At 66.3% G+C, this 23,596-nt stretch carries 29 protein-coding genes and 2 tRNA genes; 13 read left to right on the top strand and 18 right to left on the bottom strand.

Features of this window, described 5'->3' with window-relative positions; all coding sequences use genetic code 11:
• Positions 1-258: 258 nt before the first annotated feature.
• The 3 genes from QX124_RS13085 to QX124_RS13075 form a co-directional block, all read right to left on the bottom strand.
• Positions 259-335 (bottom strand) — tRNA-Pro (locus QX124_RS13085).
• A gap of 162 nt (positions 336-497) precedes the next feature.
• Positions 498-1,151 carry a cold-shock protein gene (locus QX124_RS13080; protein ID WP_315737862.1) on the bottom strand — a complete coding sequence of 218 codons (654 nt, stop codon included), beginning with the start codon at positions 1,149-1,151 and terminating at the stop codon, positions 498-500.
• 200 nt (positions 1,152-1,351) lie between these two features.
• Positions 1,352-2,113: an SIR2 family NAD-dependent protein deacylase gene (locus tag QX124_RS13075; RefSeq protein ID WP_315772155.1), complete on the bottom strand. Its 762-nt coding sequence runs from the start codon at positions 2,111-2,113 to the stop codon at positions 1,352-1,354.
• 373 nt (positions 2,114-2,486) lie between these two features.
• Here QX124_RS13075 and QX124_RS13070 point away from each other — a divergent pair, with 373 nt between their 5' ends.
• Positions 2,487-2,651 (top strand): hypothetical protein, encoded by a 165-nt coding sequence (locus QX124_RS13070; RefSeq protein WP_315737860.1) that lies wholly within the window; start codon positions 2,487-2,489, stop codon positions 2,649-2,651.
• 62 nt (positions 2,652-2,713) lie between these two features.
• On the opposite strand, the gene QX124_RS13065 is transcribed toward QX124_RS13070, so the two are convergent.
• Entirely contained in the window at positions 2,714-2,998 is a 285-nt protein-coding gene (locus QX124_RS13065) for a hypothetical protein (protein WP_315737859.1), read from the bottom strand.
• Between the two features lie 132 nt (positions 2,999-3,130).
• Here QX124_RS13065 and QX124_RS13060 point away from each other — a divergent pair, with 132 nt between their 5' ends.
• Positions 3,131-3,256, top strand: a complete 126-nt coding sequence (locus QX124_RS13060; protein ID WP_315737858.1) for a hypothetical protein — start codon at positions 3,131-3,133, stop codon at positions 3,254-3,256.
• A 450-nt stretch (positions 3,257-3,706) separates the two neighbouring features.
• On the opposite strand, the gene QX124_RS13055 is transcribed toward QX124_RS13060, so the two are convergent.
• Positions 3,707-4,009 carry an HU family DNA-binding protein gene (locus QX124_RS13055; protein WP_172109121.1) on the bottom strand — a complete coding sequence of 101 codons (303 nt, stop codon included), beginning with the start codon at positions 4,007-4,009 and terminating at the stop codon, positions 3,707-3,709.
• Positions 4,010-4,600: 591 nt separating this feature from the next.
• Here QX124_RS13055 and QX124_RS13050 point away from each other — a divergent pair.
• Both QX124_RS13050 and QX124_RS13045 read left to right on the top strand, forming a co-directional pair.
• Complete coding sequence (locus QX124_RS13050) at positions 4,601-5,053, top strand: VOC family protein (protein ID WP_315737857.1); 453 nt, start codon at positions 4,601-4,603, stop codon at positions 5,051-5,053.
• A gap of 267 nt (positions 5,054-5,320) precedes the next feature.
• Complete coding sequence (locus QX124_RS13045; protein ID WP_315797364.1) at positions 5,321-5,962, top strand: glutathione S-transferase family protein; 642 nt, start codon at positions 5,321-5,323, stop codon at positions 5,960-5,962.
• A 5-nt stretch (positions 5,963-5,967) separates the two neighbouring features.
• Here the strand turns inward: QX124_RS13045 and QX124_RS13040 are convergent, their stop codons facing one another.
• From QX124_RS13040 to QX124_RS13025, 4 genes are all read right to left on the bottom strand, one after another.
• Positions 5,968-6,237, bottom strand: coding sequence for a porin (locus tag QX124_RS13040; protein ID WP_315797363.1), 270 nt, complete (start codon positions 6,235-6,237; stop codon positions 5,968-5,970).
• A gap of 43 nt (positions 6,238-6,280) precedes the next feature.
• Entirely contained in the window at positions 6,281-6,538 is a 258-nt protein-coding gene (locus QX124_RS13035; protein ID WP_315712079.1) for a PilZ domain-containing protein, read from the bottom strand.
• A gap of 168 nt (positions 6,539-6,706) precedes the next feature.
• Positions 6,707-6,781, bottom strand: a tRNA-Glu gene (locus QX124_RS13030).
• Positions 6,782-6,996: 215 nt separating this feature from the next.
• Complete coding sequence (locus QX124_RS13025) at positions 6,997-7,329, bottom strand: Rieske 2Fe-2S domain-containing protein (RefSeq protein ID WP_315737854.1); 333 nt, start codon at positions 7,327-7,329, stop codon at positions 6,997-6,999.
• A gap of 199 nt (positions 7,330-7,528) precedes the next feature.
• Here QX124_RS13025 and QX124_RS13020 point away from each other — a divergent pair, with 199 nt between their 5' ends.
• On the top strand, positions 7,529-8,281 hold the full coding sequence (locus tag QX124_RS13020; protein WP_315737853.1) for a hypothetical protein: 753 nt from the start codon (positions 7,529-7,531) through the stop codon (positions 8,279-8,281).
• Positions 8,282-8,555: 274 nt separating this feature from the next.
• On the opposite strand, the gene QX124_RS13015 is transcribed toward QX124_RS13020, so the two are convergent.
• The 4 genes from QX124_RS13015 to QX124_RS13000 form a co-directional block, all read right to left on the bottom strand.
• On the bottom strand, positions 8,556-8,681 hold the full coding sequence (locus QX124_RS13015; RefSeq protein ID WP_315737852.1) for a hypothetical protein: 126 nt from the start codon (positions 8,679-8,681) through the stop codon (positions 8,556-8,558).
• 172 nt (positions 8,682-8,853) lie between these two features.
• On the bottom strand, positions 8,854-9,432 hold the full coding sequence (locus tag QX124_RS13010) for a hemerythrin domain-containing protein (RefSeq protein WP_315737851.1): 579 nt from the start codon (positions 9,430-9,432) through the stop codon (positions 8,854-8,856).
• 140 nt (positions 9,433-9,572) lie between these two features.
• Positions 9,573-10,802, bottom strand: coding sequence for a 5-aminolevulinate synthase (hemA, locus tag QX124_RS13005; protein WP_315737850.1), 1,230 nt, complete (start codon positions 10,800-10,802; stop codon positions 9,573-9,575).
• Positions 10,803-10,986: 184 nt separating this feature from the next.
• On the bottom strand, positions 10,987-12,135 hold the full coding sequence (locus QX124_RS13000; RefSeq protein WP_315797362.1) for a PLP-dependent cysteine synthase family protein: 1,149 nt from the start codon (positions 12,133-12,135) through the stop codon (positions 10,987-10,989).
• A 778-nt stretch (positions 12,136-12,913) separates the two neighbouring features.
• Between QX124_RS13000 and QX124_RS12995 the strand changes: the two genes are divergently transcribed.
• The 3 genes from QX124_RS12995 to QX124_RS12985 all read left to right on the top strand — a co-directional run bounded on the left by QX124_RS12995 (position 12,914) and on the right by QX124_RS12985 (position 15,974).
• Complete coding sequence (locus QX124_RS12995; RefSeq protein WP_315737848.1) at positions 12,914-13,942, top strand: PrsW family intramembrane metalloprotease; 1,029 nt, start codon at positions 12,914-12,916, stop codon at positions 13,940-13,942.
• A gap of 128 nt (positions 13,943-14,070) precedes the next feature.
• A complete protein-coding gene (locus QX124_RS12990) occupies positions 14,071-14,658 on the top strand; it encodes an HdeD family acid-resistance protein (RefSeq protein ID WP_315797361.1) in 588 nt (195 codons plus the stop codon).
• Between the two features lie 230 nt (positions 14,659-14,888).
• On the top strand, positions 14,889-15,974 hold the full coding sequence (locus QX124_RS12985; protein ID WP_315797360.1) for a 3-deoxy-7-phosphoheptulonate synthase: 1,086 nt from the start codon (positions 14,889-14,891) through the stop codon (positions 15,972-15,974).
• Positions 15,975-16,022: 48 nt separating this feature from the next.
• Here QX124_RS12985 and QX124_RS12980 read toward each other — a convergent pair whose 3' ends face one another.
• The 3 genes from QX124_RS12980 to epmA are packed head-to-tail and all read right to left on the bottom strand — an operon-like array spanning position 16,023 to position 18,457.
• On the bottom strand, positions 16,023-16,280 hold the full coding sequence (locus tag QX124_RS12980; RefSeq protein ID WP_315737845.1) for a hypothetical protein: 258 nt from the start codon (positions 16,278-16,280) through the stop codon (positions 16,023-16,025).
• Positions 16,281-16,316: 36 nt separating this feature from the next.
• Positions 16,317-17,411: a lysine-2,3-aminomutase-like protein gene (locus QX124_RS12975; protein WP_315797359.1), complete on the bottom strand. Its 1,095-nt coding sequence runs from the start codon at positions 17,409-17,411 to the stop codon at positions 16,317-16,319.
• Positions 17,408-18,457, bottom strand: coding sequence for an EF-P lysine aminoacylase EpmA (gene epmA, locus QX124_RS12970; RefSeq protein ID WP_315797358.1), 1,050 nt, complete (start codon positions 18,455-18,457; stop codon positions 17,408-17,410). Before epmA ends, QX124_RS12975 begins: the two co-directional genes overlap by 4 nt.
• Positions 18,458-18,595: 138 nt before the next feature.
• On the opposite strand from epmA, the gene efp reads away from it, so the two are divergent.
• The 3 genes from efp (at position 18,596) to QX124_RS12955 (ending at position 21,144) form a co-directional block, all read left to right on the top strand.
• Positions 18,596-19,162: an elongation factor P gene (gene efp / locus QX124_RS12965; RefSeq protein ID WP_315712097.1), complete on the top strand. Its 567-nt coding sequence runs from the start codon at positions 18,596-18,598 to the stop codon at positions 19,160-19,162.
• 39 nt (positions 19,163-19,201) lie between these two features.
• Positions 19,202-20,818: a M23 family peptidase gene (locus QX124_RS12960; protein ID WP_315797357.1), complete on the top strand. Its 1,617-nt coding sequence runs from the start codon at positions 19,202-19,204 to the stop codon at positions 20,816-20,818.
• A 62-nt stretch (positions 20,819-20,880) separates the two neighbouring features.
• Positions 20,881-21,144: a hypothetical protein gene (locus QX124_RS12955; RefSeq protein WP_315772179.1), complete on the top strand. Its 264-nt coding sequence runs from the start codon at positions 20,881-20,883 to the stop codon at positions 21,142-21,144.
• 84 nt (positions 21,145-21,228) lie between these two features.
• Here QX124_RS12955 and QX124_RS12950 read toward each other — a convergent pair whose 3' ends face one another.
• On the bottom strand, positions 21,229-21,411 hold the full coding sequence (locus tag QX124_RS12950) for a hypothetical protein (protein ID WP_315712101.1): 183 nt from the start codon (positions 21,409-21,411) through the stop codon (positions 21,229-21,231).
• 59 nt (positions 21,412-21,470) lie between these two features.
• Positions 21,471-21,941, bottom strand: coding sequence for a carboxymuconolactone decarboxylase family protein (locus tag QX124_RS12945; RefSeq protein ID WP_315737839.1), 471 nt, complete (start codon positions 21,939-21,941; stop codon positions 21,471-21,473).
• A 53-nt stretch (positions 21,942-21,994) separates the two neighbouring features.
• On the opposite strand from QX124_RS12945, the gene QX124_RS12940 reads away from it, so the two are divergent.
• Together QX124_RS12940 and QX124_RS12935 are read left to right on the top strand one after the other, a co-directional pair.
• Positions 21,995-22,540 carry a MarR family winged helix-turn-helix transcriptional regulator gene (locus tag QX124_RS12940; RefSeq protein WP_315797356.1) on the top strand — a complete coding sequence of 182 codons (546 nt, stop codon included), beginning with the start codon at positions 21,995-21,997 and terminating at the stop codon, positions 22,538-22,540.
• A 58-nt stretch (positions 22,541-22,598) separates the two neighbouring features.
• A partial coding sequence (locus QX124_RS12935) for a lytic murein transglycosylase (RefSeq protein WP_315797355.1) occupies positions 22,599-23,596 on the top strand: 998 nt, incomplete at its 3' end.

The raw sequence follows: 23,596 nt of genomic DNA, 5'->3' as shown, positions 1-23,596 counted from the left end.
ATTTAGCGCAAAGACGCGAGATTTCGATTCAGAGGATGCTGACCACCAGCGGATGTTCCTTCCCCGGATTCACCCGCACACTTCGGATGCTCCCGGGTTTTGCCGCTGCGGGAGCATCCGAATTTTTTTATCGGCCCAGCCGCGCTCGCGGTCGCTCGGCCGTTTGAGCGCTGGCGGCCTGGCCGAAATCTTTCTCGCTATCGTGAGTATCGCGCCAGCTATCAGGCCCCGCCTGAGAAAGCCGCGCCGCTGCGGAGATGGTCGGGGCAGCTGGATTCGAACCAACGACCTGCAGTACCCAAAACTGCCGCGCTACCAGGCTGCGCTATACCCCGATGTTCTCAAGGAACCATTGTCCTGGAGGCCCCGTCACTACACGGTCGCGGCCTCCGCAGCAAGACCGCGGCCCGGTCCGTGAAGCGGAGCCGACATGAAAACGGCCCCAGGAAGCGCCGTTCCGGGGGCCGTCAAATACCGTGGTCGCAGGAAGCATCCGCTCAGTGCGAGGACAATGCCGGCGAGCCCGTCTCGGGGTGGATCTCGGCCGCCATCATGCCCTTGGAGCCGGGCCCGTAGCGGACCAGCACCCATTGGCCGGGGCGCAGCTCGGTCATGCCATAGCGGCGCAGGGTCTCCATGTGGACGAAAATGTCCGGGCTCCCTTCCCCGCAGGTCACGAAGCCAAAGCCGCGCAGCCGGTTGAACCACTTGACCTGGGCTCGCTCCAGCCCGCTGGTCGGCGTCACCGTCACATGGGTCCGCGGCGGCAGCATCTGCGCCGGATGGATCGCCGTCGACTCGTCCATCGAGACGATGCGGAACGCCTGGTAGCCCTTGGAGCGCTGCACGCACTCCACCACCAGGCGAGCACCTTCATAGGCGGTCTGGTAGCCGTCGCGCCTGAGCACCGTGACGTGCAGCAGCACGTCCGGCCAGCCATTGTCGGGAACGATGAAACCGTATCCCTTCGAGGCGTCGAACCATTTGATGACACCGCTGATTTCGACGAGGTTCTCGCCAAGACCGGTCATCGCATCGATTGCCGAGTCGCGCGCGACGCCGGTTTGATATTCCGCCCCGAGCCGGGTTGGTGTCGATACACCAACGACCGGCATCCCAAGCTTCTTGGACTCAAATCCGTCCGACCCCATAACCCCGGACCTCACATATGAATTGTGAGCCGCCACCCCTGCAACGGCGCCCTCATACACGTGCTCACCACCTATACCCACGATGAGTCACGCGAATCTCTCGAATCAAAGATAACATTCCCTCGTGCCGCGCATAGATAAAAATCGGTTTCAGTGAGGCATATGAACAGAGATGCCGACAAAAATGCATCAATTTCCGTTCAATTACGGACGAACGATCCGAGTACTTCGCCGATGTCGTGGTGGATAACAAGGTCTGCAACGTCGTCCTGATCGGTCGGTTCCCGGTTGATGATCACGAGTTGCGCGCCAGCCCGCTTTGCCATCAATGGAAAGCCCGCGGCCGGCCACACAACCAGCGATGAGCCGATCGCGACGAACAGATCGCAGTGCTGCGCGAGTTCGGTGGCACGCTGCATTTCATGCTCGGGCATCGACTGACCAAAGGATACCGTCGCCGTCTTCACCGGCTCCGCGCATTCGGGACAATCCGGCGCGGCACCGTCGGCCTCGAAGCGCTCGCGCACCCAGTTGAGCTCATAGCGCTGCCCGCATCCGATGCATCGCGCGTAGGTGGTGTTGCCGTGCAGTTCGATGACGTGATCCGGGGCGAAACCGGAGTCCTGGTGCAGGTTGTCGATGTTCTGAGTGATGACGGCCGGAATTTTCCCCGCACGGTAGAGCGACGAAAGCGCCAGGTGGCCGCGGCCGGGCCGCGCCGCGGCAAACGTCTCCTGCATCGCGAAGCGCCGCCGCCAAGCCTCGTCCCGCGCCTCCTGGCTAGCGACGAATTCGTCGAAATGGATCGGCCGGTTGCGCGTCCATAGACCGCCGGGAGAACGGAAATCCGGAATGCCCGTCTCGGTCGATAGTCCAGCGCCGGTGAAGGGCACGATCGCACGCGCCGCAGCGATCATGTCTCCCAGGCGATTCACCCCGTCGTGCAGATCGGATGCAATCATCAGCGGCTGCCCCGAACCATGAGACCTCGCATCATCATTGTCCTCCCTTCATAGCACGACAAACTGGCTCCCGCCTCCAAGCGTGTCCGGCCCGGCTGCGTCGTCGTGCCACTCCGTCTCCACCGGAACCGGCCGTGAACGACGCGGCTACAAGCAAAACGAGTCGGATTGTTCCGTGTCTACCTGAAGACGTTGGCGCTGCTCGCCTCCCGCGGTCTGTCCCCGGCAAAACGCGCGGCCCGCCTGCAGCCGGGCCGTGCGTCCGCAATCACGCCTCAATCGGACATCCACATCGCGCCAGCGATTCGCCAGGAAGTTTGTCACGCGTCTCACGGCGAGGCTCGCCGGATAGCAACCGGAGCAGAGAGGATCCGTGAGGCAGAACGAGACGCAGGACGACCGCCGCGCGAAGGAGCGCGCCGACATCACCGCAAGGATTGCACGGTTCAAGTCGACCCAGGAGAAGTTCGCGCGCGAACGCGAGGAATATGCCCGCTCGGCGTGGAAGAAGGCGCAGCGCGGCGAGGCCGCGGAATAGCAGGGATGAAACGAGAGCCCGGAGGCTTTCGCCATCCGGGCTCTCCTTCTCACGACTGACGTCTACCAGTGATGACGCCAGTGGTGGTAGCGATGATAGTACGGTCCGCCGTAATAGGCATACGGGCCGGGCGCGTAGACGTAACGCGGGCCGTAGTCATAGTAGTCGTAGCCCGGACCATAATAATAGGGATGCGACGCCGCGATCGCGCCGGCGGTCAGCGCGCCCGCCGCGAGGCCGAATGCGAGACCCGGACCAAGACCGCGCGCCTGTGCCGGCGCGGGTGCCGCCAATGCGGTGACGGCGACGGCACCTGCGGTTGCCAGAACTGCCAATGCCTTTCTCATGATCGTTGTCCTCCAATTCCGATGCGTCCAAACAACGCAGATGCGGGGGAATTGGTTGCAGGCTGGTCGCCCCCGCGCGCGGCGGGAACGGTAACGCTAGTCATGCGTTCAACCCTCTAGGGGGAGTCCGCGATGGCATCCTGGCTGGAACTTCTATTCAACATCATCGGCTATGGCGGCTTCGTCGTGCTTGCGTTCCTTCATCCCGGGACCGAGGCGGCCGGTACGGAAGACGGAGCGGATCTGGACCGCGACTGACGCCGAGCCGCGTGGCGATCACGCCGGAGGCTCATCCACAATCGATCCAACGCCTGTCCACAGCTCCCAGTCTGTGTCTTTTGGCTCCCGGATCAACGGCTTGCTGCGCAATATCCACCAGCTTGTCCCCGGCGCGCGCGACGACGCTGCCCGCTTGGGCGGAGGCCGCACGGGCCGGTCAATCTTCCCGGAAAAACCCTTGAACCTTCCTGCGGCACGCCGAGACAGATCAGTACTGGGGATTTCAGGGCCCAGTGCTCGAGGGTGGCGCCACGCGACGAAGATATTCCGTCGCGCTGGCGCTGCTGTCGTTTTCCGCTCTCCCCGCGCGAGACTTCGCGATCCGCGAACGCGACACTCAGGCCCGCTGCAGCCTACACATTCCGCAACGAAAGAGGCCCCCTTCTCAGGGGGCCTCTGACGTGATCACGACCGTGACTGACGGTCAGATCAGGCAACCGCGTCCTTGGCGGCCTTGACCGGGCGCGCGCGCACGATCTTGCGGGCCGGCTTGGCCTTGAACATCATCTCTTCGCCGGTGAAGGGGTTGGTGCCCTTGCGCGCCTTCACGGCGGGTTTCTTGACGACGACGAACTTGGCGAAGCCCGGCACCAGGAACACGCCGTTCTTCTTCAGCTCCTTGTGGCCGACGTCGGTGAGCGTCTCCATGACGTTCTTGACGTCGCGCTTGGACAGCTCGGTCGAGGTCGCAATCTTCTCGATCAGCTGCGACTTGGAAAGTTGGGTAGCCATCGTATCTCCTTGTGATTGGTACCGGTGAATGACGTGACGACTGCGCGGCTATCAGCGCATTGCTGCGCAGACTGGTCGGGGCATTCTGGCTGCATTGCACAGCCGGGACTTCAGTCGTCTGGTGGCGTATCACCCCGCGATTTTTCGGGATTCTCCTGCATTTCAAGGGGCCCCGAAGCACCCACAGCGGCGCCAAAATTCCAACGGAGCGCGCAGAAGTCAAGCTGCGATGGCGATCGAACGGAGCATGCGATTCATTTTCCCCTATATTTCCAGGCATTTTCGATGGTCCTGCGTGATTTTGGCCTCACATTGCAGGCGAAACACGCTGAAATCCCTGCATGCGGTCGCATCGCGCCCGTTCATCCCTGCCGCGAATCACTGCCAAAACAGCGATTCGCTGGCATACGGAGAGGCTCTCGCAACACCGCGCGGCCCCGTCGAATGCGTCGCCGCGCGCACTGCACATCCGCGCGAGCCGGCATCGCCGCAGCATCAGGCTCGATACACGGGCGAACGAATTGCTGCTATGGATCGGCGTCCGCAGGCGGCCGTTGAGCATCCGCTTCGAGTTCAGGGAGAGAAGAAACGATGCGTTATCTCCACACCATGCTGCGCGTGCGCAATCTCGACGCCGCGCTCAAATTCTATTCCGATGCGCTCGGCCTCAAGGAGGTGCGCCGGATCGACAACGACAAGGGTCGCTTCACGCTGGTGTTTCTCTGCGCACCCGAAGATGAACACCTGCTGAAGAGCCTGCCGCCGACGCGCGGCGCCCCGCTGGTCGAGCTCACCTACAATTGGGACGAGGAGAGCTATGGCGAGGACCGCTTCTTCGGCCATCTCGCCTATGAGGTCGACGACATCTACGCCACCTGCGACCGGCTGATGAAGCTCGGCATTACCATCAACCGGCCGCCGCGCGACGGCAACATGGCCTTCATCCGCTCGCCCGATCTGCACTCGATCGAGCTGTTGCAGAAGGGCGAGCCGAAGGCGCCGGCCGAGCCCTGGCTGTCGATGCCGAACACCGGACATTGGTGAGCCGTTCGCACTCGTCCACCTGCCGGAACATCGAGGCTATCCTCGCGTTGTCGCTCCGATTGATGGAGAGGATTCGAGGAGGCCGAGATGGGTCGAGGAATTCTACTGTGGTTGTTGGGCGTGCCGATTCCGGTGATCATTCTGCTGTGGCTGTTCTTCGGCCACTGATCGCCGCGCACGACGCGTTCGACGGAAAAGCCCCGCTTCGAGCGGGGCTTTTTGCGTAACATTCGCTAGCAATGCCGCTCGCCCAGACAGGAGCCGGACGTGTCCGCCGACAACAGACTGACGATCTGGGGCCGCCCCAATTCGGTGAACGTGCAGAAGGTGCTGTGGTGTCTCGCCGAGCTCGATGTCGCTTATGACCGTATCGACGCGGGCATGCAGTTCGGCCGCAACAACGAAGCGGACTATCTCGCGATGAATCCGAACGGCCGCATCCCGACGCTGGTCGAGGGCGATTTCGTGCTGTGGGAGAGCAACGCGATCATGCGCTATCTCTGCCTCGCCCATGGCGATGGCACGCCGCTTTATCCAACGACGCCGCGGCACCGCGCCGCGGTGGAGCGCTGGCTGGACTGGACGCTGTCGACGGTGCAGCCGATCGAGCGTCCGCTGTTCTGGGGACTGGTGCGAACGCCGCCGGAGCAGCGCGACATGGCCGCCTTGCAGAAGGCGGCCGACGACGCCGCGGCGATGTGGCGCATCCTCGACACGCATCTGGCCACGCGCAGCCATGTCGAGGCCGAGCGCTTCACGCTCGCCGACATCGCGCTCGGCGCCTATGCCCGGCGCTGGTTCGGAGTCGAAGGTGTCGTCAAGCCGGAGCTGCCGAGTCTCGCGCGCTGGTACGGGGAGATCGCGCGGCGCCCGGCCTTCATCCGCCACATCGCGCCGCCGCTGTCGTGAGCACCTCAGCGACCGGCCGAGGTGCCCATCTCGACGCGCAAGGCCCCGCCCACTTTCACGCAGGTATTGGTTCCCTCGACGCGTACGAAGTTGGCACCGTAGGACGCGCAGGGATTGTTGCTGGCGGCGCCTGAACGGGGTGCAGCCTTGTTGGGTCCAGCCGCCTTCGGCGCGGGAAGCGATGGCGCAAGAAGCGATGATCCCGGCGAGCCGGCGGCTGCCACGGTCACGGCGGCCAGCGCCGCGATGGCGCCCAGGATGAGAGATCGACACATGCCGCTTGTTAGCGCGCCTGCCGCAGGGAAGCGATAGCGACGCCTACTTGCCGATGAACTTGACGCCGACCGAGGCGCCGCGGCGCCACACCACCTGGCACTGGCGGCCCGTTCTTGCGTCGCGCGCGAAGGCGAGCCGGATGGTCGCCGGCAGCGCCGCCGCGTCCTGCAGGGTCAGCTTGGCGCCGGCGCTGGAAATGTCCTGAACCAGGCAATGGCGCACGGCGAACCCGCCATCCAGCGTGATCCACGCCGGCTGCTTCATCGATTTGCGGGCTTCCCGCTTCTTGGGCGCGGCCATCATCCTGCTCCTGCTTCGCCCGCTGCAGTACGGCAAGGACCCTAATGGACGGTTGACCGGACCACGTACTCGCCTGCGGTGCATGAGCGCAGACCTCGCGCCGACCGCATCTCGACACGGACCGTGGATTTCAAGATCGGGGGATGGGTAAGGAAAGCCGGCGCGGAGTGGCGCTCCCTAGCGGAATCGAACCGCTCTCTCCACCGTGAAAGGGTGGCGTCCTAACCGATAGACGAAGGGAGCAATACACACGATGCCAGAGGGCACGAGGCCCCGGTGCCATCGCCGCTTGCACGTTTCGGTAAAACCTTCAGCAAATCAGTCGCTTGAGGCGGTGACCTGCGAGGTCGGCTGAACCACCGACGGTGATTCCGTGCCGCGCGCCGAACGTATAGAGGCGTTTCGCCGGCCGGGCAAGCCACCCCTCGGCGGTCTTTCCGCGCCTCCTCCAGCCATGCTCAACGCGCCGCAAACAGCGGGGAGATGCCGTCCGTGTCGATGTAGACCACGCCCTCCTCGACCTTGACCGGATATTGCGCCAGCGCGCTCTCCGGCGGGTGGAGCGGCGTACCGGTGAAAGCATCCCACGTCCAATTGTGCACGGGGCAACTGAGGACGCGGCCGTCGAAGCCGGCCTCCTCCATCGGCGCCGCCGTGTGCGGGCAGACGCCCTGGAACGCCTTGAGCTCGCCATTGTCGGGCCAGGCAAGGATGATGAGCTGGGCGTCGGCGATGACGAGGCGCATGCCGCCTTCGTCGATGGTGTCGGCCTTGCAGACGCGGGTGAACATTCGCTGGCCTCATGCTCCATTGCGACCATCGCAATCGAAGGACCACGAGCAAAACTCGTTCCGCGGACCGCGCTGTACCCCGCGAGCCCGACAAGACCGTGGCACCCTTCTTGCTGCCTGCCCTGCAGATCTGGTCGAACGAGCCGACGTGTCGCAAAGGCGACAGACCGCTCGGCGGCGAGTTGCGGCGGAGTGCGACATGACCGACATGACCGAGCTGAGAACACGCAAGGAGCCGCTCAATCTCGCCATCGTGCATGTCGATCCCGACGCCTTCATCGCCAACCTCATGGGCTGGCTCGAGATCACCGCCTTCATCAAGGCGCAGCGCGCCGGAGAGGCCACGGTGCCTGCAGACGGCAAGACACCCGCATTGTCGGCGGCGCAATTGCAGAACGGCGGCGTCCACGAGGTCGGCAACGACGCGCTGTTCGCCTTCGCGATGACGGCGTCGCTGAAGGGCGACAAGGCCGCGGTCGACAAGGTCGAGACCGCCTTGCTCGACGGCATGGGCAAGGATTTTCCCGGCTCGTTCGCGCTGTGGCACTTTCGCGCCACGATCGATGCACCGACCACGCTCGACGATTTCGTCGGCCAGGCCGGCAAGAAGATGCTGACGGGCGATCTGCCGCCACCGCCACTGCGCGCCAAGGAATATTGGAGCGCCGGACTGCGCTTCTTCGAGAAGGCGCGCAAGTCGAACTTCGTCCACGAGATCATGTATCCGCTGGCGAAATGGACGCGGGCGCGCTGGACCGAGACGGCGGAGAAAGGCGTCGCCTTTCTGCATCACATCGAGGACAACGTCCCGGTGCTGCGCGAGGTGCTGGAGGAGCCGCGAAACGACCAGGCGTTCATCGCCAATGTCCTGCTGAGGCTCGCGCCCGCGGTCGATATGGAATTGAATGAGGAATATCAGGGGTTCCTGCGCTCGCTGGCGCGGCGCAACTGACGCAAGGGTGCGGTGTCAATTCCAGCTGACCCGCCCACGCAAAAAGGCCGGCGGGCGTTACGCCGCCGGCCTCTTGTCGCGACTGCCGGCTCCGGCCGTCCGGTTCCGTCGCATTCCTGGGGAATATGCGAACAGGGTCGCGCGATCTGGTCAATGACAGGTTAACGCACGTATGCCGGAATAACCACGATCCTGGGCTCTACAACCATGATCCCGGGTTTGCGTTCCGGCCATGAAGCAGCGCGAGGACCATCGGCGAGATCGGACAAGACCGTCAGCTCAGTTGCAAGGTGCGCTTCGTCTCACGGCGCAGCGCCTGCTCCTGGCAGCCCGACAGCCGGACGAGCTCCTGGGGATACATGTCGTAGCCGTGGCTGCCAAAGGCACTCTGCTGCGCCATCGGGACCTGCGCAGGCGTCCGGGCCGCATCTGCCCCTCCCCCTGCATTCGACGAACCTCGGACCGGATCGAGCCCAGTGTTCAAAGCGGCCATAGCCAGCTCCGCGAAAGAGTGCCTGCCCCGACTGGAACTATAGTCCACCAGCCACGGGGCGCAATTGGGCAAAACGCCATCAGCCGGCGGTGGCGCGCGCCTGCTCCGCCTCCTGTTCCCAGCGCAGGATGGTCCGCTCAAGATTGTGGAACTTCTCGGCGACGTCGCCGTCGAACAGCGGGTCCTTGCGGTCGGACATGCGGGCATCGATGTCGGCCCAGTCCTCCGCGCTCAGGGCGCGCAGCGCCGCGGGAAACAGCAGGGTCTCCTCCTTGCGCAGGTGCTCGCGCTGGCTGTCGATGAACTGGTGCACGGCGGCATGAAAGCTTTCGCGCAGGATCTCCTGGTCCGACAGCACCGCGTTCACGGCGTCGGCAAAGCCGCGCAGCCGCTGCGCCTCGGTCTCGTGCTCGTCGTCGACGTCGCCATAGGCTGCGGCCGCGGCAGGGTCGCGCTCGCGCAGCTTGTCGAAGATCATCTCCTCCTTGGGATGATGACAGCGCTGCGGATAGTCCTCGAAATAGGCGATGATGCTTTGCAGGATGTCGTAGTCCGGCCGCCGATTGTGATCGAACAGCTCCAATTCGTGCTCGAGCACCGACAGAAGCTTCTCGAGATTCTCGTGCTCCTGCAGCAGCGCTTCGATGATCCTAGCCATGGCCGCCCTCGCCTGTGCGCCGGCCGGGCCCTGCCGAACCGGCATTTTCCCTGAACACAAAAGACTACGCCCGCGCGAGCGCGGGCGGCATTGCGGCAGATCAAACTGACTGGCCGATGTGACAGGTCAGCGGGACGGGCTCACTCCGCGGCCAGCGCCTGCGGCGCCCGCGCAAGGCCGAGCCGGTCCCAAACGTCGACCAGCGCCTCGGCCAGGGCGTCGATCAGGCCGTCATCATGGTAGGGCGATGGCGTGATCCGCAGCCGCTCCAGGCCGCGCGGCACGGTCGGATAGTTGATCGGCTGGATGTAGATGCCGTGCTCGGACAAGAGCAGGTCGGACGCCGTCTTGCACTTCTCGGGATCGCCGACATGCACCGGCACGATGTGCGTGTCGGACGGCATGACCGGCAGCCCGGCGGCGTTCAGCACGGCCTTGAGTCGGGCCGCCCGATCCTGGTGCCGGTCACGCTCCCACTGCGAGGTCTTGAGGTGGCGAATCGCGGCGGTCGCGGCGGCGCAGACCGGCGGCGGCAAGGCGGTGGTGAAGATGAAGCCCGGCGCATAGGAGCGGACGGCGTCGATCAGATTGGCATTGGCGGCGATGTAGCCGCCGAGGCAGCCATAGGCCTTGGCGAGCGTGCCTTCGAGGATGTCGATGCGGGCCATCGCGCCGTCGCGCTCGGCGATGCCGCCGCCGCGCGGGCCGTACATGCCGACCGCATGGACCTCGTCGACGTAAGTGAGCGCGCCATAACGCTCGGCGAGATCGCAGATCCGGTGCAAGGGCGCAACATCCCCATCCATCGAATACAGGCTCTCGCAGACGATCAGCTTGGGCCGGTCGGGATCGGCCGCCCGCAGCAGCTCCTCGAGATGGGCGAGGTCGTTATGCCGCCAGACCTGCTTCTCGCTCCCGGCCTTGCGGACGCCCTCGATCATCGAATTGTGGTTGAGCGCGTCCGACAGCAGCAGACAGTTCGGCAGCAGTTTTGCGATGGTCGAGATGCCGGTCTCGTTGGAGACGTAGCCCGAGGTGAACACCAGCGCCGCTTCCTTGCCGTGGAGATCGGCAAGCTCGCGCTCGAGCTCGATCAGCGGATGGTTGGTGCCGGCGATGTTGCGGGTGCCGCCTGCGCCGGTGCCCATGCGCGCGGCGACATCGACCATGGCGCCGATCACCTTCGGATGCTGGCCCATGCCGAGATAGTCATTGGAGCACCAGATCACGACGTCCTTCGGCCCCTCCGGCGAATGCCAGATTGCGCGGGGGAAACGGCCGGCGAGGCGCTCCAGATCGGCGAAGACGCGATAGCGCCGTTCCTGGTGCAACTGGTCGAGGGCACGCTCGAAATAGCTGTCGTAGTTCATCACCTGATCCGTCCTTCCCCTGCCCGCGTCCCGAACCTGCGTTCCGGCGCGCCCTTGGAGGCCTGTTCGGGGTGGGACCAAAGCGCAATCCGGCGCGTCCTTCGTTGATCCAGATCAGGGATCGCGCACGATGCCGGGCATCCGGATGCCGCTCGCCGCGGTCCGCGACGCCCCCCGGAGGCGTTCAGGCGCGCAGCGGGTTCTCCGCATCGGCAACCTCGAGCCGCAGCGGCGCACCGGTGTCGAGGAAGGCAGACAGAGCTGCCTCGTACGGCGCGGGGTCGAGACCGCGCGCGGAGAGCCATTGCGGCTCGTAATAGGTTTGGCGATAGCGCTCCCCGGAATCGCAGATCAGCGTGACCAGTGAGCCGCTCTGTCCATCCTGCCGCATCTCGGCCGCCAGCCGGCACAGCGCCAGGAAATTGGTCCCGGTCGAGCCGCCGACCGGCCGGCGCAGCCGCCGCGTCAGCACGTTCATCGCCGCGACCGAGGCGGCATCCGGCACCTTCATCATGCGATCCACGACCCCCGGCACGAAGGATGGCTCGCAGCGCGGACGGCCGACGCCCTCGATCAGCGACGGCCGTTCGCACGTCCGGGCGCTGTCGCCGTTGCAGAAGGCGTCAAAGAACGCGGAATGCTCGACATCGGCGACGCACAGCCGCGTCGGGTGGCGGCGGTAGCACAGATAGCGGCCGATCGTCGCCGACGTGCCGCCGGTGCCCGCGCCCATCACGATCCATTCCGGCAGCGGGCAGCGCTCGCCCTGCAGCTGGTTGAAGATCGACTCGGCGATGTTGTTGTTGCCACGCCAATCGGTGGCACGTTCGGCGAACGTGAACTGGTCCATGTAATGGCCGCCGAGCCGGCTCGCGAGCGCAGCCGCCTCGGCATAGAGAAACCGGCCGTCATCGATGAGATGGCAGTTGCCGCCGTAATGCGTGATCGCGGCGATCTTCTCCGCCGAGGTGGTGCGCGGCATTACCGCGTAGAACGGCACGCCGATCATCTGCGCGAAATAGGCTTCCGATACCGCTGTCGACCCGGAGGAGGCCTCGACCACGGGCGTGCCTTCGCGGATGTGGCCGTTGCACAACGCATAGAGAAACAGCGATCGGGCCAGCCGATGCTTGAGGCTCCCGGTCGGATGGGTCGACTCGTCCTTCAGGTAGATGTCGATGCCCGCGAGCGCGGGCACGATCAGCCGGATCAAGTGCGTGTCGGCGGTCCGGCACTGGTCGGCCTCGATGGCCGCCACGGCGTCGTCGACCCAGCCACGGCGATAGCGTGGACCACGGGCTCTGTCGGAAGCTGACCAAGGCGGCGAATTCATCGCGGCAACCGACCATGATCCCTTCGCCACATCAAGCCCGCCCGGCCGCCCATGCCGAGCAAGCTGGGGGCAAATAGCGGTTCGGCGCCAGCCGGCGAGCCTTGGCGCCGCAACGGAGCGAACGGCTTCGCATTTGCATCAGCGGAAAACGCTCGCATCGCTTGCAACTCATGGAATGCACGCGTGAATTTCGGAAGAATCTTTTGAATGACGGCGGGAATGGTCAAATATTTGCACGCTTTTGCGACCAAGCTGGGCATCATCGAACGGCACGACCGAGTCGAGCCTGCATCACGGGCGACCCACGCCTGCTCCGAGGGGCACCATGAGAGTTCTTTCGATTGTTCTGGTTGCGTGCGCGATCAGTCAGGCCGCTCTCGCTGAAGGTCTGGAATGCCGGCGTGTGGCCGACCCGACGCCGCGCTTGAGCTGCGTGGAAACGCCGACGACCGCCCAGGCGCCAACTACCTCCCGCACCGACGCCTGGACCCCGGTCGAGCCGCGCCAGGAGGCCCCGGTGCGCGGCGGCGAGGCGACGGCGCCGAGAACCTCCCGGCCCCGTTGAGGCCAGCCGGGCGGCAGCCGACCGCGGCTGCACTCGGCCCTGCGGCGGTCTCTCCCCAATCGAGCGCCAGGGCGCGCGGTTCTTTCCCTTGAAGGGCGGCTCATTCTGCCGACATGTAGATCTTGCCGTGCGGCCACGGACCGATGTCAAATCCACCCCCGCGCGGGCGGTGGAGGGCCGGTTCGGCTCCGCCGCATTGGATGATCGGAGACCATGGCTTACTTGCCATCGCAAATGAACCTGCTCGAAGCCCTCGCGACCGTGATCGGCACCGCGGCGATCGCTCCCGCGCTGCTGATCCTCTGGCTGGTGGTCGCCGCCGGTGACAATTCAGGCCCCCCGCTCAAGATCTGGACCGCCTTCCTGCTCGGGGCAGCCAGCGTGCTGCTGCTCGGCATTGTCAGGATGCCGTTCCAGCATGTCGGGCTGACATTGGAGAATCCCTGGATCGCCCAGGCGGTCCGGGCCCTGTTCGGCGTCGCCTTGCCGGAAGAGCTCGCCAAGGTCGCGGTGATCGCCGCGCTATGGTCGCGGCGCCGGCAGGTCGGCAACGCCATGGACACGGTGTTCTATGGCGCGGCCGTAGGCCTCGGCTTTGCTGCCTATGAAAATCTCGCTTACCTCGTCCAGCACGCCGAGATGTGGCGCTCGCTGGCGGTGCTGCGCAGCGTGCTCACCGTGCCGTTTCACGGCGCGCTCGGCATCATTGCCGGTGCCTATCTCGCGATCGCCCGCACCAGTACGGCGCTCGGCGCCAACCGCCACAATCGCGAAGGGGCACGGCTGTCGAGCTGGGCGCTGGTGCTGGCCGCTCCCGTGATGCTGCATGCGGCCTTCGACTATCCATTGCTGTTGCTGCAGCGGGCGTCGACGCTCGACACCGCCGCGCGCCTCTGGCTCGGCGGCGTCAGCGTGCTGATCGGGTTCTCCTCGATCGGCCTCGCCGTACGGCTGGTGCGCCGGGTCGCCCATCACCACACGCCCCGCACCGAGGTGGCGCGGGCAAGACTGAGCCAGCTGCGCAGGATGTGGGCGCTGCTGCTGCTCGGCGGCGCCGCCGGCTTCGTCGGGCTTGGATTCGTGCTGACCTCGATTCGGCATTGGCTGCTCAACCCCGACCGCAACGTCGCCGGCGTTCTGGTTCCGCTGGGCCTCACCGCGATCATCGTCGGGATGGCCCTTCTGATTGTCACGACGACGATCTATGTTTTCGGCCGCAACCGGATGCGGACGACGGCATAATCCCGGCCCCCCGCGCCATCAGAGCAACGAAACGCGCATCACGCGCTTGTCCCGGCCGTCGTTCCTCACCATCTGCGTGGGAAGGCGGACGCGGCATCCAGCCCGTGACCTTGCCCGGAGTGACGATCATGACCCTTCCGCAGGATACGATTCCGCCCGAGCTCGAGCGCATGAGGTCGCAAATGGGCGCAGCCGTGCGCACGCATTGGAAGGCCTTCCTGATCGAGGGCATCCTGCTCGCCGTACTCGGCCTGCTTGCGATGATCCTCACCCCGCTGGCAAGCCTTGCGGTCACGATCTTCCTCGGCTGGATGTTCCTGATCTCGGGCATCACGGGGCTCGCGCTCACCTTCTGGGCCCGCGGCATGCCGGGCTTCTGGTGGTCGCTGTTGTCGGCGATTCTCGCCATCATCGCCGGAATCATTCTGGTGGCGCAGCCGGTCCAGGGGACGGTGACGCTGACCATCGTGATCGGCGTCTATTTTCTCGCCGAAGGCGTCGCCACCATCATGTATGCGCTGGAGCACCGCCGCGAGCTGTCCGGGCGCTGGTCGTGGCTGGCAATCTCGGGCGTGGTCGACATCGCGATCGCCGGCATCATCATTTCCGGGCTGCCGGGCACAGCGTTGTGGGCGATCGGTCTGCTGGTCGGCATCAACCTGCTGTTCGGCGGGCTGTCGATGATCGGCATGGCGCTCGCCGCGCGCAACGGCTGACGCCGGGGGGCTCGATTTTCGGGATGACAAGCGGCCGCGCGGCCGCTATAGGATGGCCATGATCAACGCCGCCACCAGCTTCTATTGGTACTTTAGCTACGACAGCTCGCTGGCGGCGGGAGGATCGCGCTCAATCTGACACATTGCAGCAAGATATCCGAACGAGCCGCCAGAACCTGGCGGCTTTTTTGTTGCCGGCAGGTGCCCATCAAGACACCCAGGAGCCCGCCATGCTGAGCACCACAGACGATCTTCGTATCAAGGAAATCAAGGAATTGAGCCTGCCGGCGGAGGTGATGGGTGAAATCCCCCGTACCCTGACCGCGACCCGTGTGGTGATGGCGGCGCGCAACGCGATCCACGCCATCCTGACCGGCAGCGACGACCGCCTGCTGGTCATCGTCGGCCCCTGCTCCATCCACGATCCCGACGCGGCGATCGACTACGCCGGCCGCCTCGCCACCTTGCGCGAGCGCCTCGCCGACCGCCTCGAAATCGTGATGCGGGTCTATTTCGAGAAGCCGCGCACCACCGTTGGCTGGAAAGGCCTGATCAACGATCCCGGCCTGGACAATTCCTTCGACATCAACAAGGGCCTGCGGCTCGCGCGCAGCGTGCTGTCCGCCGTCAACAATCTCGGCCTGCCGGCGGGATGCGAATTCCTCGACATGACGACGCCGCAATACATCGCGGACCTCGTGGCCTGGGCCGCGATCGGCGCGCGCACCACCGAGAGCCAGATCCACCGCGAGCTGGCCTCAGGCCTGTCGTGCCCGGTCGGCTTCAAGAACGGCACCGACGGCAACATCCGCATCGCCGCCGACGCGGTGAAATCGGCCGCGCATCCGCATCATTTCATGGCGGTGACCAAGGGCGGCCGCTCGGGCATCGCGGCGACCACCGGTAACGAGGACTGCCACATCATCCTGCGCGGCGGCAGCGGCCCCAATTACGACGCCGCCCATGTCGAGCAGGCCTCGGCCGAGCTGATCAAGTCCGGACTGCCGGCGCGGCTGATGATCGACACCAGCCACGCCAATTCGAGCAAGAAGCCGGAGAACCAGCCGCTGGTCGCCGCCGACGTCGGACGCCAGCTCGCCGTAGGCGAGCAGCGCATCATGGGCGTGATGATCGAGAGCCATCTCGTGGCGGGTCGGCAGGACGTGAACCCGGGCGTGGCGCTGACCTACGGCCAGAGCATCACCGACGGCTGTATCGGCTGGGACACGACGGTGGAGGTGCTGGAGCAGCTCGCCGAAGCCGTCGCCGCCCGGCGTGCGGCGCATCGCAACTCCCCGCGTGAGCGCTCGGCGTAGCACTCACGACCGATGAGCGGCGCGCGTCGGGCGCGCCGCAGGTCGCGCTCAGCAGCCGCGGCAGATGCCCTTGATCTTGCGATCGAGCTCGCGGTCTTCCTTGGTCATGCCGCTGAATGAATTTTCTTCGGCCTGCTCGGCCTTGGGCAAATCGCTCGGGCGGACCTGGCGGTGACCGACCGGCGCCTGCGGCGGCATGCCGCTCTTCGATCCGGTGCCGGCGGAGGAGCCGCTGCCGCTCTGCGCCAGCGCGATGCCATCAGTCACGACCATCAGGAGCCCCATCGCGATCGCAAGTCTCTTCATGTTGCTCCTCCGTGTCAGCGGAATCGGCAGGACACTTCATCCCGCGGCGGGCGGATAGAGGTGCGCCTCGCCGCAATAGTCAATCACACGATAGCGCGTTTGCGCACCTGCCGCATGATCCTGCTCAACAGTTTCATCGGCAGTGAGGTATTGCGGCCCCACCGGCGCCTTGCCGTAGCCGCCGGGAATGTCGAGCACGTAGTCGGGCTGGCACAGGCCGGACACCCGGCCGCGCAGCGTTCGGATCAGGGCCTGACCTTGCGCCAGCGTGGTCCGCAGATGCGCCGTGCCCGGCGCGAGGTCGCCATGGTGCAGGTAATACGGCTTGATGCGAATCTCGACGAAGGCGCGCATCAGCGCCTCCAGGGTCGCCGCATCGTCATTGACGCCGCGCAGCAGCACCGACTGGCTGACCATGGGAATGCCGGCATCGATCAGCCGCGCGCAGGCCGCCTGAACCGCAGGGCTGAGCTCGCGCGGATGATTGGCGTGCAGCGCGACCCAGGTCGCGGCGCCCGGCACCTTCAGCGCCTCGACCAGCGCCGGCGTGATGCGCTGGGGATCGGCGACCGGCAAACGGGTGTGGATACGGATGATCCTGACGTGATCGATGCCGGCGAGATCGGCCATGATCTCCTTCAGCCGCCGCGGCGACAGCATCAGCGGATCGCCGCCGGTGAGGATCACCTCCCAGACCTCGTCATGTGCGCGGATGTAGTCCAGCGCCACGCGATAGGCCTCCTCCGACAGCGCGTTGTCCTTGCCGGGCCCGACCATCTCGCGGCGGAAACAGAAACGGCAATACACCGCGCAGACATGCACGAGCTTGAGCAGCACGCGATCGGGATAGCGGTGCACGATGCCGGGCACCGGCGCATGCGCGTCGTCGCCGATCGGATCGCCGCGCTCGCCGGGCGCGGCCTTCAGCTCGTCCATGCTGGGCACGAACTGGCGCGCGATCGGATCATTCGGATCGTCAACGTCGATCAGGTCGGCGAGATGCGTCGTCACCGCCACCGCATAGCGCTGCGCCACGCGCGCCAGCGCCGGCTGGTCCGCCGCGTCAGCCAATCCCTGCGCGACGAGATCCTCGGCGCTGCGCAATGTCGTCGGACGTTCGACCCTGTTCATCGCTCACCTGCCGGCGGCGTCCATACCACCTGGTCGATCCTCGTGGCGCCGGCCGCCAGCATCACCAGGCGGTCGAAGCCAAGCGCCACACCGCTCGCCTGCGGCATCGCGGCCACGGCGGCGAGGAAGTCCTCGTCGAGCGGATAGCGCTCGCCATAGCGCCGCTCCTTCTCGGCCATCTCCTGCTCGAAGCGGCGGCGCTGCTCGGCGGCGTCGGTGAGCTCGCCAAAGCCATTGGCGAGCTCGACGCCGCAGGCGTAGACCTCGAACCGTTCGGCAACGCGCGGGTCCGCCGCCACCCGCGCCAGCGCGGCCTCCGGCGCCGGATATTCATATAGCACGGTGAGGCGTCCCTGCCCGAGATGCGGCTCGACATGCTCGACCAGCACCTTGCTGAACAGGTCCGACCAGGTGTCGTCGTCGCTGATTCGGATCTTGCCAGCGGCGGCCTGCGCCAGCGCCGCACGGTCGCCCGCGCCGTCGCGGATGGTCGCCAGCAGGTCGATGCCTGCATGGCGCTCGAACGCGCCGGCAACCGTCAGCATCTCGGGCTCTGCGAAGGGATCGGCGGTGCGGCCGCGAAAGGCGAACTGCCGGATTCCGGTCGCCTGGGCCGCGTGCGCGATCACCACGACCGTGTCGGCCATGATCGCATCGTAGGGTGCCTCCGCCCGATACCATTCCAGCATTGTGAATTCCGGCAGATGCAGGTCGCCGCGCTCGCGGTCGCGGAACACGCGGGCAAACTCGAAGATCCGCCGCTCGCCGGCCGCCAGCAGCTTCTTGCAGGCGAATTCCGGCGACGTTCGGAAATACCGCCGATGGCGGGTTCCGTCCGGCCTCGTCAGGTCGGTGCCCGGCGCGTGCAGATGGGTCTCGTTGCCCGGCGACACCTGCAGGATGCCGGTCTCGACCTCAATAAAGCCCTGCTCGTCGAACCAGGCCCGCAGCGCGCGGATGATGGCGGCCCGGGCGAGCAGGAACGGCCTGATGTCGGCGTGCCGCTGCGGCGACCACCAGGGCGAAGGCTCGGGCTCCCGGGACATCAGGGGATCGCCCGTTCGGGCCGCAAAAGACTGGCAACCCCGGACAAAATCAGTATGTTGCCGCCCGAAACCGCATTCCGCGTCGCGCGGCGCCCCGGCCCAGTCCGGCGCCCCTTTTTCAGTGTCAGGAAAACAGCTTTGAAAGTCATCGCCAGCTCTATTCGCAAGGGTAACGTCATTGAGCAAGATGGAAAGCTCTATGTCGTCGTCACCGCCGAGAACATCCATCCCGGCAAGGGCACTCCGGTCAGCCAGATCGAAATGCGCCGAATCAGCGACGGCGTGAAGATCTCCGAGCGCTTCAAGACCACCGACCAGGTCGAGAAGGCGACGATCGAGGAGCGCAACTTCACGTATCTCTACGAGGATGCCGACGGCTTCCACTTCATGAACCCGGAGACCTACGACCAGGTCCAGGTGCCGAAGGACGTGGTCGGCAACCAGGCCGCCTATCTCCAGGAGAACATGACGGTCAAGCTGTCGATGCACGACGTGGTCCCGGTGGCGATCACGCTGCCGCAGCGGGTCACGCTGGAGGTGGTCGAGACCGAGCCGGTCACCAAGGGCCAGACCGCGTCGTCGTCCTACAAGCCGGCGGTGCTCTCCAACGGCGTTCGTACCGGCGTGCCGGCGCACATCACGGTCGGCACCCGCATCGTGGTCATGACCGAGGACGGCTCCTACTGCGAGCGCGCCAAGGACTGAGGCATCTCGAGGATCTGACGCCGGGGGGCGCGGGGGGATTTGGGGGCACGGGTCATCACACTGATCGCCGCCCTGGCGGCGATCATCACGCTGGCCGCGCCGTCCACGACGCGCGCGGCCGATGACTTTGCTCCGCCCGCCCTCACCATCAACCGCGCCGACTGGCGCGCGGCGCTGGACCAGCTCCGCTCCGAACTCAACGCGGCGCCCGAGGTCGCCGCCGACTTCGCGCCAGCGCGCCGGAGCAGCGTTTCGGCCGGTGATGCGCGGCGCAGGCCCGCGCTGGTCCAGCTCAACGGCGTGACCTCGACCATCTTCACGGGGATCGGACGCAGTCCGGTCCCCGTTTTGCTGCCGTTCGACACCACCGCCTATCTCGCCGCGCGCCGCAGCGCCGCCATCGCGGCGCGCGGCCTGCCGCGCTATCAGGCCGACTTCCAGACCGACCTGTTCGATGCCGGCCCGTCCGGCTACGACGCGGTGTTCTCGCTGCCGCCGGAGGTGACCTCCGGCCTGCCGTCGCGCGTCTTCGCAAAACCGGTCGAGATCCAGATCACCGGATCACTCCTCACCTACGAGGTCGCCGATCCCGCCGGCGGCAAGGGCGAAGGCGTCAAGGCGCTGTCAGCGCAATATCCCGATCTGCGCCGCTTCATTCGCGAGGGCTATGTCCGCTACGCCTTCACGCGCTTCGGCGTGCCCTATGTGGTCTCGATCCAGTGCCTCGACAGCGCGCCGCGGCCGCGGCGGCTCGCCTGCCGCGAGGCCTATCCCATCGCCGAGCGCTTCCTCAAGGCACTGCGCATCGCCGGCGGGCAGCCGTCGCGCATCCCGCCGGAGATCGCGCCGCTCGCCGCCGAGCGCCCGGTCACGCTGGATGCCGATTTCACCTATCGGCCCGTTGGCGACATCGTCGCCAACAGCGGCGGACGCGGCCAGGGCGGGCGGGCCGACCGCACCGTCTATTCGCAGATCCGCTATCCGCTGGATGCGCCGGCCTATGTGCATTCGCAGTCGTTCGGCCGCCGGCGCGCGAGCGACAAATTCGACCAGCCGTGGAGCCAGTATCCCTGGCGCGACAATTTCTGCGAGGCGCGCAGCTTCAACGTCGGCCAATGCGCCAGCGGCTTCGGCCATCAGGGCCAGGATCTCAGGCCCGGTGCCTGCCCGGTGCGCCGCGACGGCGCCGACGGCTGCAACCCGTGGCGGCAGCGCGTGCTCGCCGTGCGCGACGGCGTCGTGATCCGCTCAACCCGGCAGCAGGCCGTGACGGTGCAGGTCAACAGCGGCACCGAGCACGTCCGCTTTCGCTACATGCACATGAATCCCGCGGCGATGGATGCCGACGGCCTGCTCAATGGCCGCAGCCTCCGCGAGGGCGAGCCGATCGGCGTGGTCTCGAACTATCTCGACCATCCCAACGGAACCACGCGCCATCTGCATTTCGACGTCCAGCTGTTCACGCGCGATGGCTGGATCTGGGTCAATCCCTACGTGACGCTGATTACAGCCTATGAGCGCCTGATCGGCGGCCGCGGCCGCGAGGTCGGGCTGGAGGAGATCGCCGCGTCGCCGCCGTCGCCGACCGGCGCACTCGGATCGTCGCCGCTCGGACCTGCGGCCGACGCCGCCGCCGTCGCGCGCGACCGGAACTGATCACCGGCGGACCCGGAACCGGAGCCGACCGCTCCGGGTTGTCTGGCCACGGAGGATCGCAGATGATGACAGCCAACCCGCATCGCAGAGCCGGACCGGCGCTCGTTTCAGCCGCGATTGCGCTGCTCTGCGTGGGGGCGCTGACAATGCTGGTGCGCGACCGCTGGCATCCGCCGGAGATCAAGTCCGCCGAGGCGGCACGGCATTCGACGACCGGCCAGGTCGCCCGCGCCGCCGGCGCGCGCGTGATGCCGACCGACCCCACCCTCGCGGTCGAGCCGAAGCCGGAAGGCCCCAAGCGGGCGCAGCCGGCGAATCCGTTTTGAGCGTGGCACGCGTGCTTATTAGTTCGAGCTGATTGCAAGCGGCATCTGTCTCGGCGAGATACGAGACGGGGAGACAGTCAACAGTCACGCCGACCACTTGTCCTCTTCGCGACGATGCTCCTCGGCATTGAGGCGGTCCGCAATCTCTTGCGCCATCGCCTCGTTCTTGGTCGTGGCGATCGGCTTGCCGTCCTGGCGCTGCACGCGCTCCTTGTCGGCTTCCAGCGGAAAATCCTCCGGCTTGAGCGGTTCGTCCGTCCCGGTCATGCGCGCCTCCTCTACCTCCCGCGCATAACCCGCCGGGCCGTGCCGCGGTTCCAGGCAACTCAGGACGCCGCCCGCGCCGGCCGCTCCGCCGGCGTCCAGCGGAACGCGACGCCGTAGCGATTCCAGAGATTGATCACGCCGATCGCCGACGTCAGGAACACCAGCTCCGTTTCCGAGAATTCCGCCCGGGCCTGGGCATAGACCTCGTCGCTGACGCCGCCCTGCAGCGTGGTCAACGCCTCGGTGAAGGCCAGCGCCGCGCGCTCGCGTGCCGAGAATTGCGGCGCCTCGCGCCACACCACGACGAGATTGATCTTGTCGGCGGAGACGCCGAGCTTCTCGGCCAGCAGCACGTGATGCTGCACGCAGAACGCGCAACCGTTGATCTGCGACGCCCTGATCTTGACGAGCTCGAGCAGTTGCTTGTCGAGGCCGGCCTTGGCCGCCTGCTGACTCACCGCAAGGATGGCATCGTACAGCTCCGGCGCCTGGCTCCGGAACGTGGTGTACTCGCTGCGCGCATGTGACATGGTCTGTCTCTCGTGTTATCAGATATCTGATAACTTATCAGGGCTCTGATGATATGCGCAAGGCACCGGAATTGACGACCTCGCGAGCGTCGCGAAAGGCAGCCCCCGCAAAGGCCGGCCCCGCGCATCGGCCGAAGACAGCGGCCCGCCCGCCATCGCCCGGCGAGGGCAAGCGCGGCGAGGACGGCTACCTCGCCTATTTGCTGCGCCAGGCACAGGCCGCGGCGCGGCTGTCGCTCGACCGCGCGCTCATCGCGACCGGACTGACCCATCCGCAATTCGTGGTGCTGACGATGCTCAAGGCCTATCCCGGGCTGTCCGGCGCCGACCTCGCCCGCGTCGCGCTGCTGACGCCGCAGACCGTCAACGTCATCATCAGCAATCTCGAACGCGACGGCGCCATCCAGAGAGCACCGCATCCCGTGCACGGCCGGGCGCTGCAATGGACCCTGACCCGGCACGGCCTCGCTCTGCTCGCCAAGGCCCGGCGCCGCGCCAGCGCGCTGGAGCGGCGACTCGCCGGCGACCTGAGCAAGCGGGACCTCGCGACCATCCGCCGTTGGCTGGCCCGCATCGCCGCCGAGCTCCACCAAGCGTGAAAGTTCCGCCCGTTCCGGGCTTTGCCGCCGGCCCGCATCAGCGGGTAGACTGCCCTCCATGACTCAGTCCGATTCACAGCCCGATACGATGACCCGCCGCGCCCTGCTCCGCTCCGGCATCGGTGCCGCCGCGCTGCTCGGCCCCGCCCTGCCGGCAGCGGCTGCCCCGGCCGAGTTCGAGGCCTGGCGCGACGGCTTTCGCGCCCGCGCGCTCGCCAAGGGCATCTCGCCGGCCACCTGGACCCGGGTCATGGCGCGGCTCGAGCCCGACATGACCGTGTTCAAGGAGTTGCGCAACCAGCCGGAGTTCAAGGAGCAGCTCTGGCAGTACATCAACCGTCGCGTCTCCGACTGGCGCGTCATCAACGGCAAGATCGCGCTGCAGAAGAACGAGGCGCTGTTCGCCCGCATCGAGAAGGACTTCGGCGTCGAGCGCGGCACGCTGCTGGCGCTGTGGGGCGTCGAGTCCGCCTATGGCGATCCGCTGGTGCAGCAGAACCACATGCGCCCGGTGTTTCCGGCGCTCGCCGCGCTCGCCTGGAACGAGCCGCGCCGCAAGGCCTATTGGGAGACCGAGCTCACCAACGCGCTGAAAATCGTCGATCGCGGCTGGAGCACGCCGGAGGAGATGCGCGGCTCCTGGGCCGGCGCGATGGGCCACACGCAATGGATGCCCGAAGTCTGGCTCAACGTCGGCTTCGACTATGACGGCGACGGCAAGATCAACCCGTTCGGCCGCCCCGACGACGCGCTCGGCTCGACCGCGCGCTATCTCGTCAACCGCGGCAAATATCACCGCGGCGAACATTGGGGCTACGAGGTGCGCGCGTCCGGCAACATGTCAGGAAGCCGCAGCTACGCGGCCTGGCAGGCAGCCGGCATCACCCGCGCCGACGGCCAGCCATTCCCACAGCCCAATGCCACCGCGCAGCTCTGGATTCCGGTCGCGGGCGGCCCCGCCTTTCTGCTCGGCCCGAACTTCTATTCGGTGAAGTCCTACAATCCGGCGATGAGCTACGCGCTCGCGATCTGCCATCTCGGCGACCGCATCCTGGG

This window comes from Bradyrhizobium sp. SZCCHNRI3043 (genome assembly GCF_032377735.1).
GTDB lineage: Bacteria > Pseudomonadota > Alphaproteobacteria > Rhizobiales > Xanthobacteraceae > Bradyrhizobium.
The sequence above is the reverse complement of the archived record's forward strand: the minus strand, read 5'-3'. Positions and strand labels throughout refer to the sequence as shown.

Coding starts and splice junctions, on each gene's coding strand:
- QX124_RS13080 (WP_315737862.1), bottom strand. CDS start 1,151: ATGGGGTCGGACGGATTTGAGTCCAAGAAGCTTGGGATGCCGGTCGTT.
- QX124_RS13075 (WP_315772155.1), bottom strand. CDS start 2,113: ATGATTGCATCCGATCTGCACGACGGGGTGAATCGCCTGGGAGACATG.
- QX124_RS13065 (WP_315737859.1), bottom strand. CDS start 2,998: ATGAGAAAGGCATTGGCAGTTCTGGCAACCGCAGGTGCCGTCGCCGTC.
- QX124_RS13060 (WP_315737858.1), top strand. CDS start 3,131: ATGGCATCCTGGCTGGAACTTCTATTCAACATCATCGGCTATGGCGGC.
- QX124_RS13055 (WP_172109121.1), bottom strand. CDS start 4,009: ATGGCTACCCAACTTTCCAAGTCGCAGCTGATCGAGAAGATTGCGACC.
- QX124_RS13050 (WP_315737857.1), top strand. CDS start 4,601: ATGCGTTATCTCCACACCATGCTGCGCGTGCGCAATCTCGACGCCGCG.
- QX124_RS13040 (WP_315797363.1), bottom strand. CDS start 6,237: ATGTGTCGATCTCTCATCCTGGGCGCCATCGCGGCGCTGGCCGCCGTG.
- QX124_RS13035 (WP_315712079.1), bottom strand. CDS start 6,538: ATGGCCGCGCCCAAGAAGCGGGAAGCCCGCAAATCGATGAAGCAGCCG.
- QX124_RS13025 (WP_315737854.1), bottom strand. CDS start 7,329: ATGTTCACCCGCGTCTGCAAGGCCGACACCATCGACGAAGGCGGCATG.
- QX124_RS13020 (WP_315737853.1), top strand. CDS start 7,529: ATGACCGACATGACCGAGCTGAGAACACGCAAGGAGCCGCTCAATCTC.
- QX124_RS13015 (WP_315737852.1), bottom strand. CDS start 8,681: ATGGCGCAGCAGAGTGCCTTTGGCAGCCACGGCTACGACATGTATCCC.
- QX124_RS13010 (WP_315737851.1), bottom strand. CDS start 9,432: ATGGCTAGGATCATCGAAGCGCTGCTGCAGGAGCACGAGAATCTCGAG.
- hemA (WP_315737850.1), bottom strand. CDS start 10,802: ATGAACTACGACAGCTATTTCGAGCGTGCCCTCGACCAGTTGCACCAG.
- QX124_RS13000 (WP_315797362.1), bottom strand. CDS start 12,135: ATGAATTCGCCGCCTTGGTCAGCTTCCGACAGAGCCCGTGGTCCACGC.
- QX124_RS12995 (WP_315737848.1), top strand. CDS start 12,914: ATGGCTTACTTGCCATCGCAAATGAACCTGCTCGAAGCCCTCGCGACC.
- QX124_RS12990 (WP_315797361.1), top strand. CDS start 14,071: ATGACCCTTCCGCAGGATACGATTCCGCCCGAGCTCGAGCGCATGAGG.
- QX124_RS12985 (WP_315797360.1), top strand. CDS start 14,889: ATGCTGAGCACCACAGACGATCTTCGTATCAAGGAAATCAAGGAATTG.
- QX124_RS12980 (WP_315737845.1), bottom strand. CDS start 16,280: ATGAAGAGACTTGCGATCGCGATGGGGCTCCTGATGGTCGTGACTGAT.
- QX124_RS12975 (WP_315797359.1), bottom strand. CDS start 17,411: ATGAACAGGGTCGAACGTCCGACGACATTGCGCAGCGCCGAGGATCTC.
- epmA (WP_315797358.1), bottom strand. CDS start 18,457: ATGTCCCGGGAGCCCGAGCCTTCGCCCTGGTGGTCGCCGCAGCGGCAC.
- QX124_RS12955 (WP_315772179.1), top strand. CDS start 20,881: ATGATGACAGCCAACCCGCATCGCAGAGCCGGACCGGCGCTCGTTTCA.
- QX124_RS12950 (WP_315712101.1), bottom strand. CDS start 21,411: ATGACCGGGACGGACGAACCGCTCAAGCCGGAGGATTTTCCGCTGGAA.
- QX124_RS12945 (WP_315737839.1), bottom strand. CDS start 21,941: ATGTCACATGCGCGCAGCGAGTACACCACGTTCCGGAGCCAGGCGCCG.
- QX124_RS12940 (WP_315797356.1), top strand. CDS start 21,995: ATGCGCAAGGCACCGGAATTGACGACCTCGCGAGCGTCGCGAAAGGCA.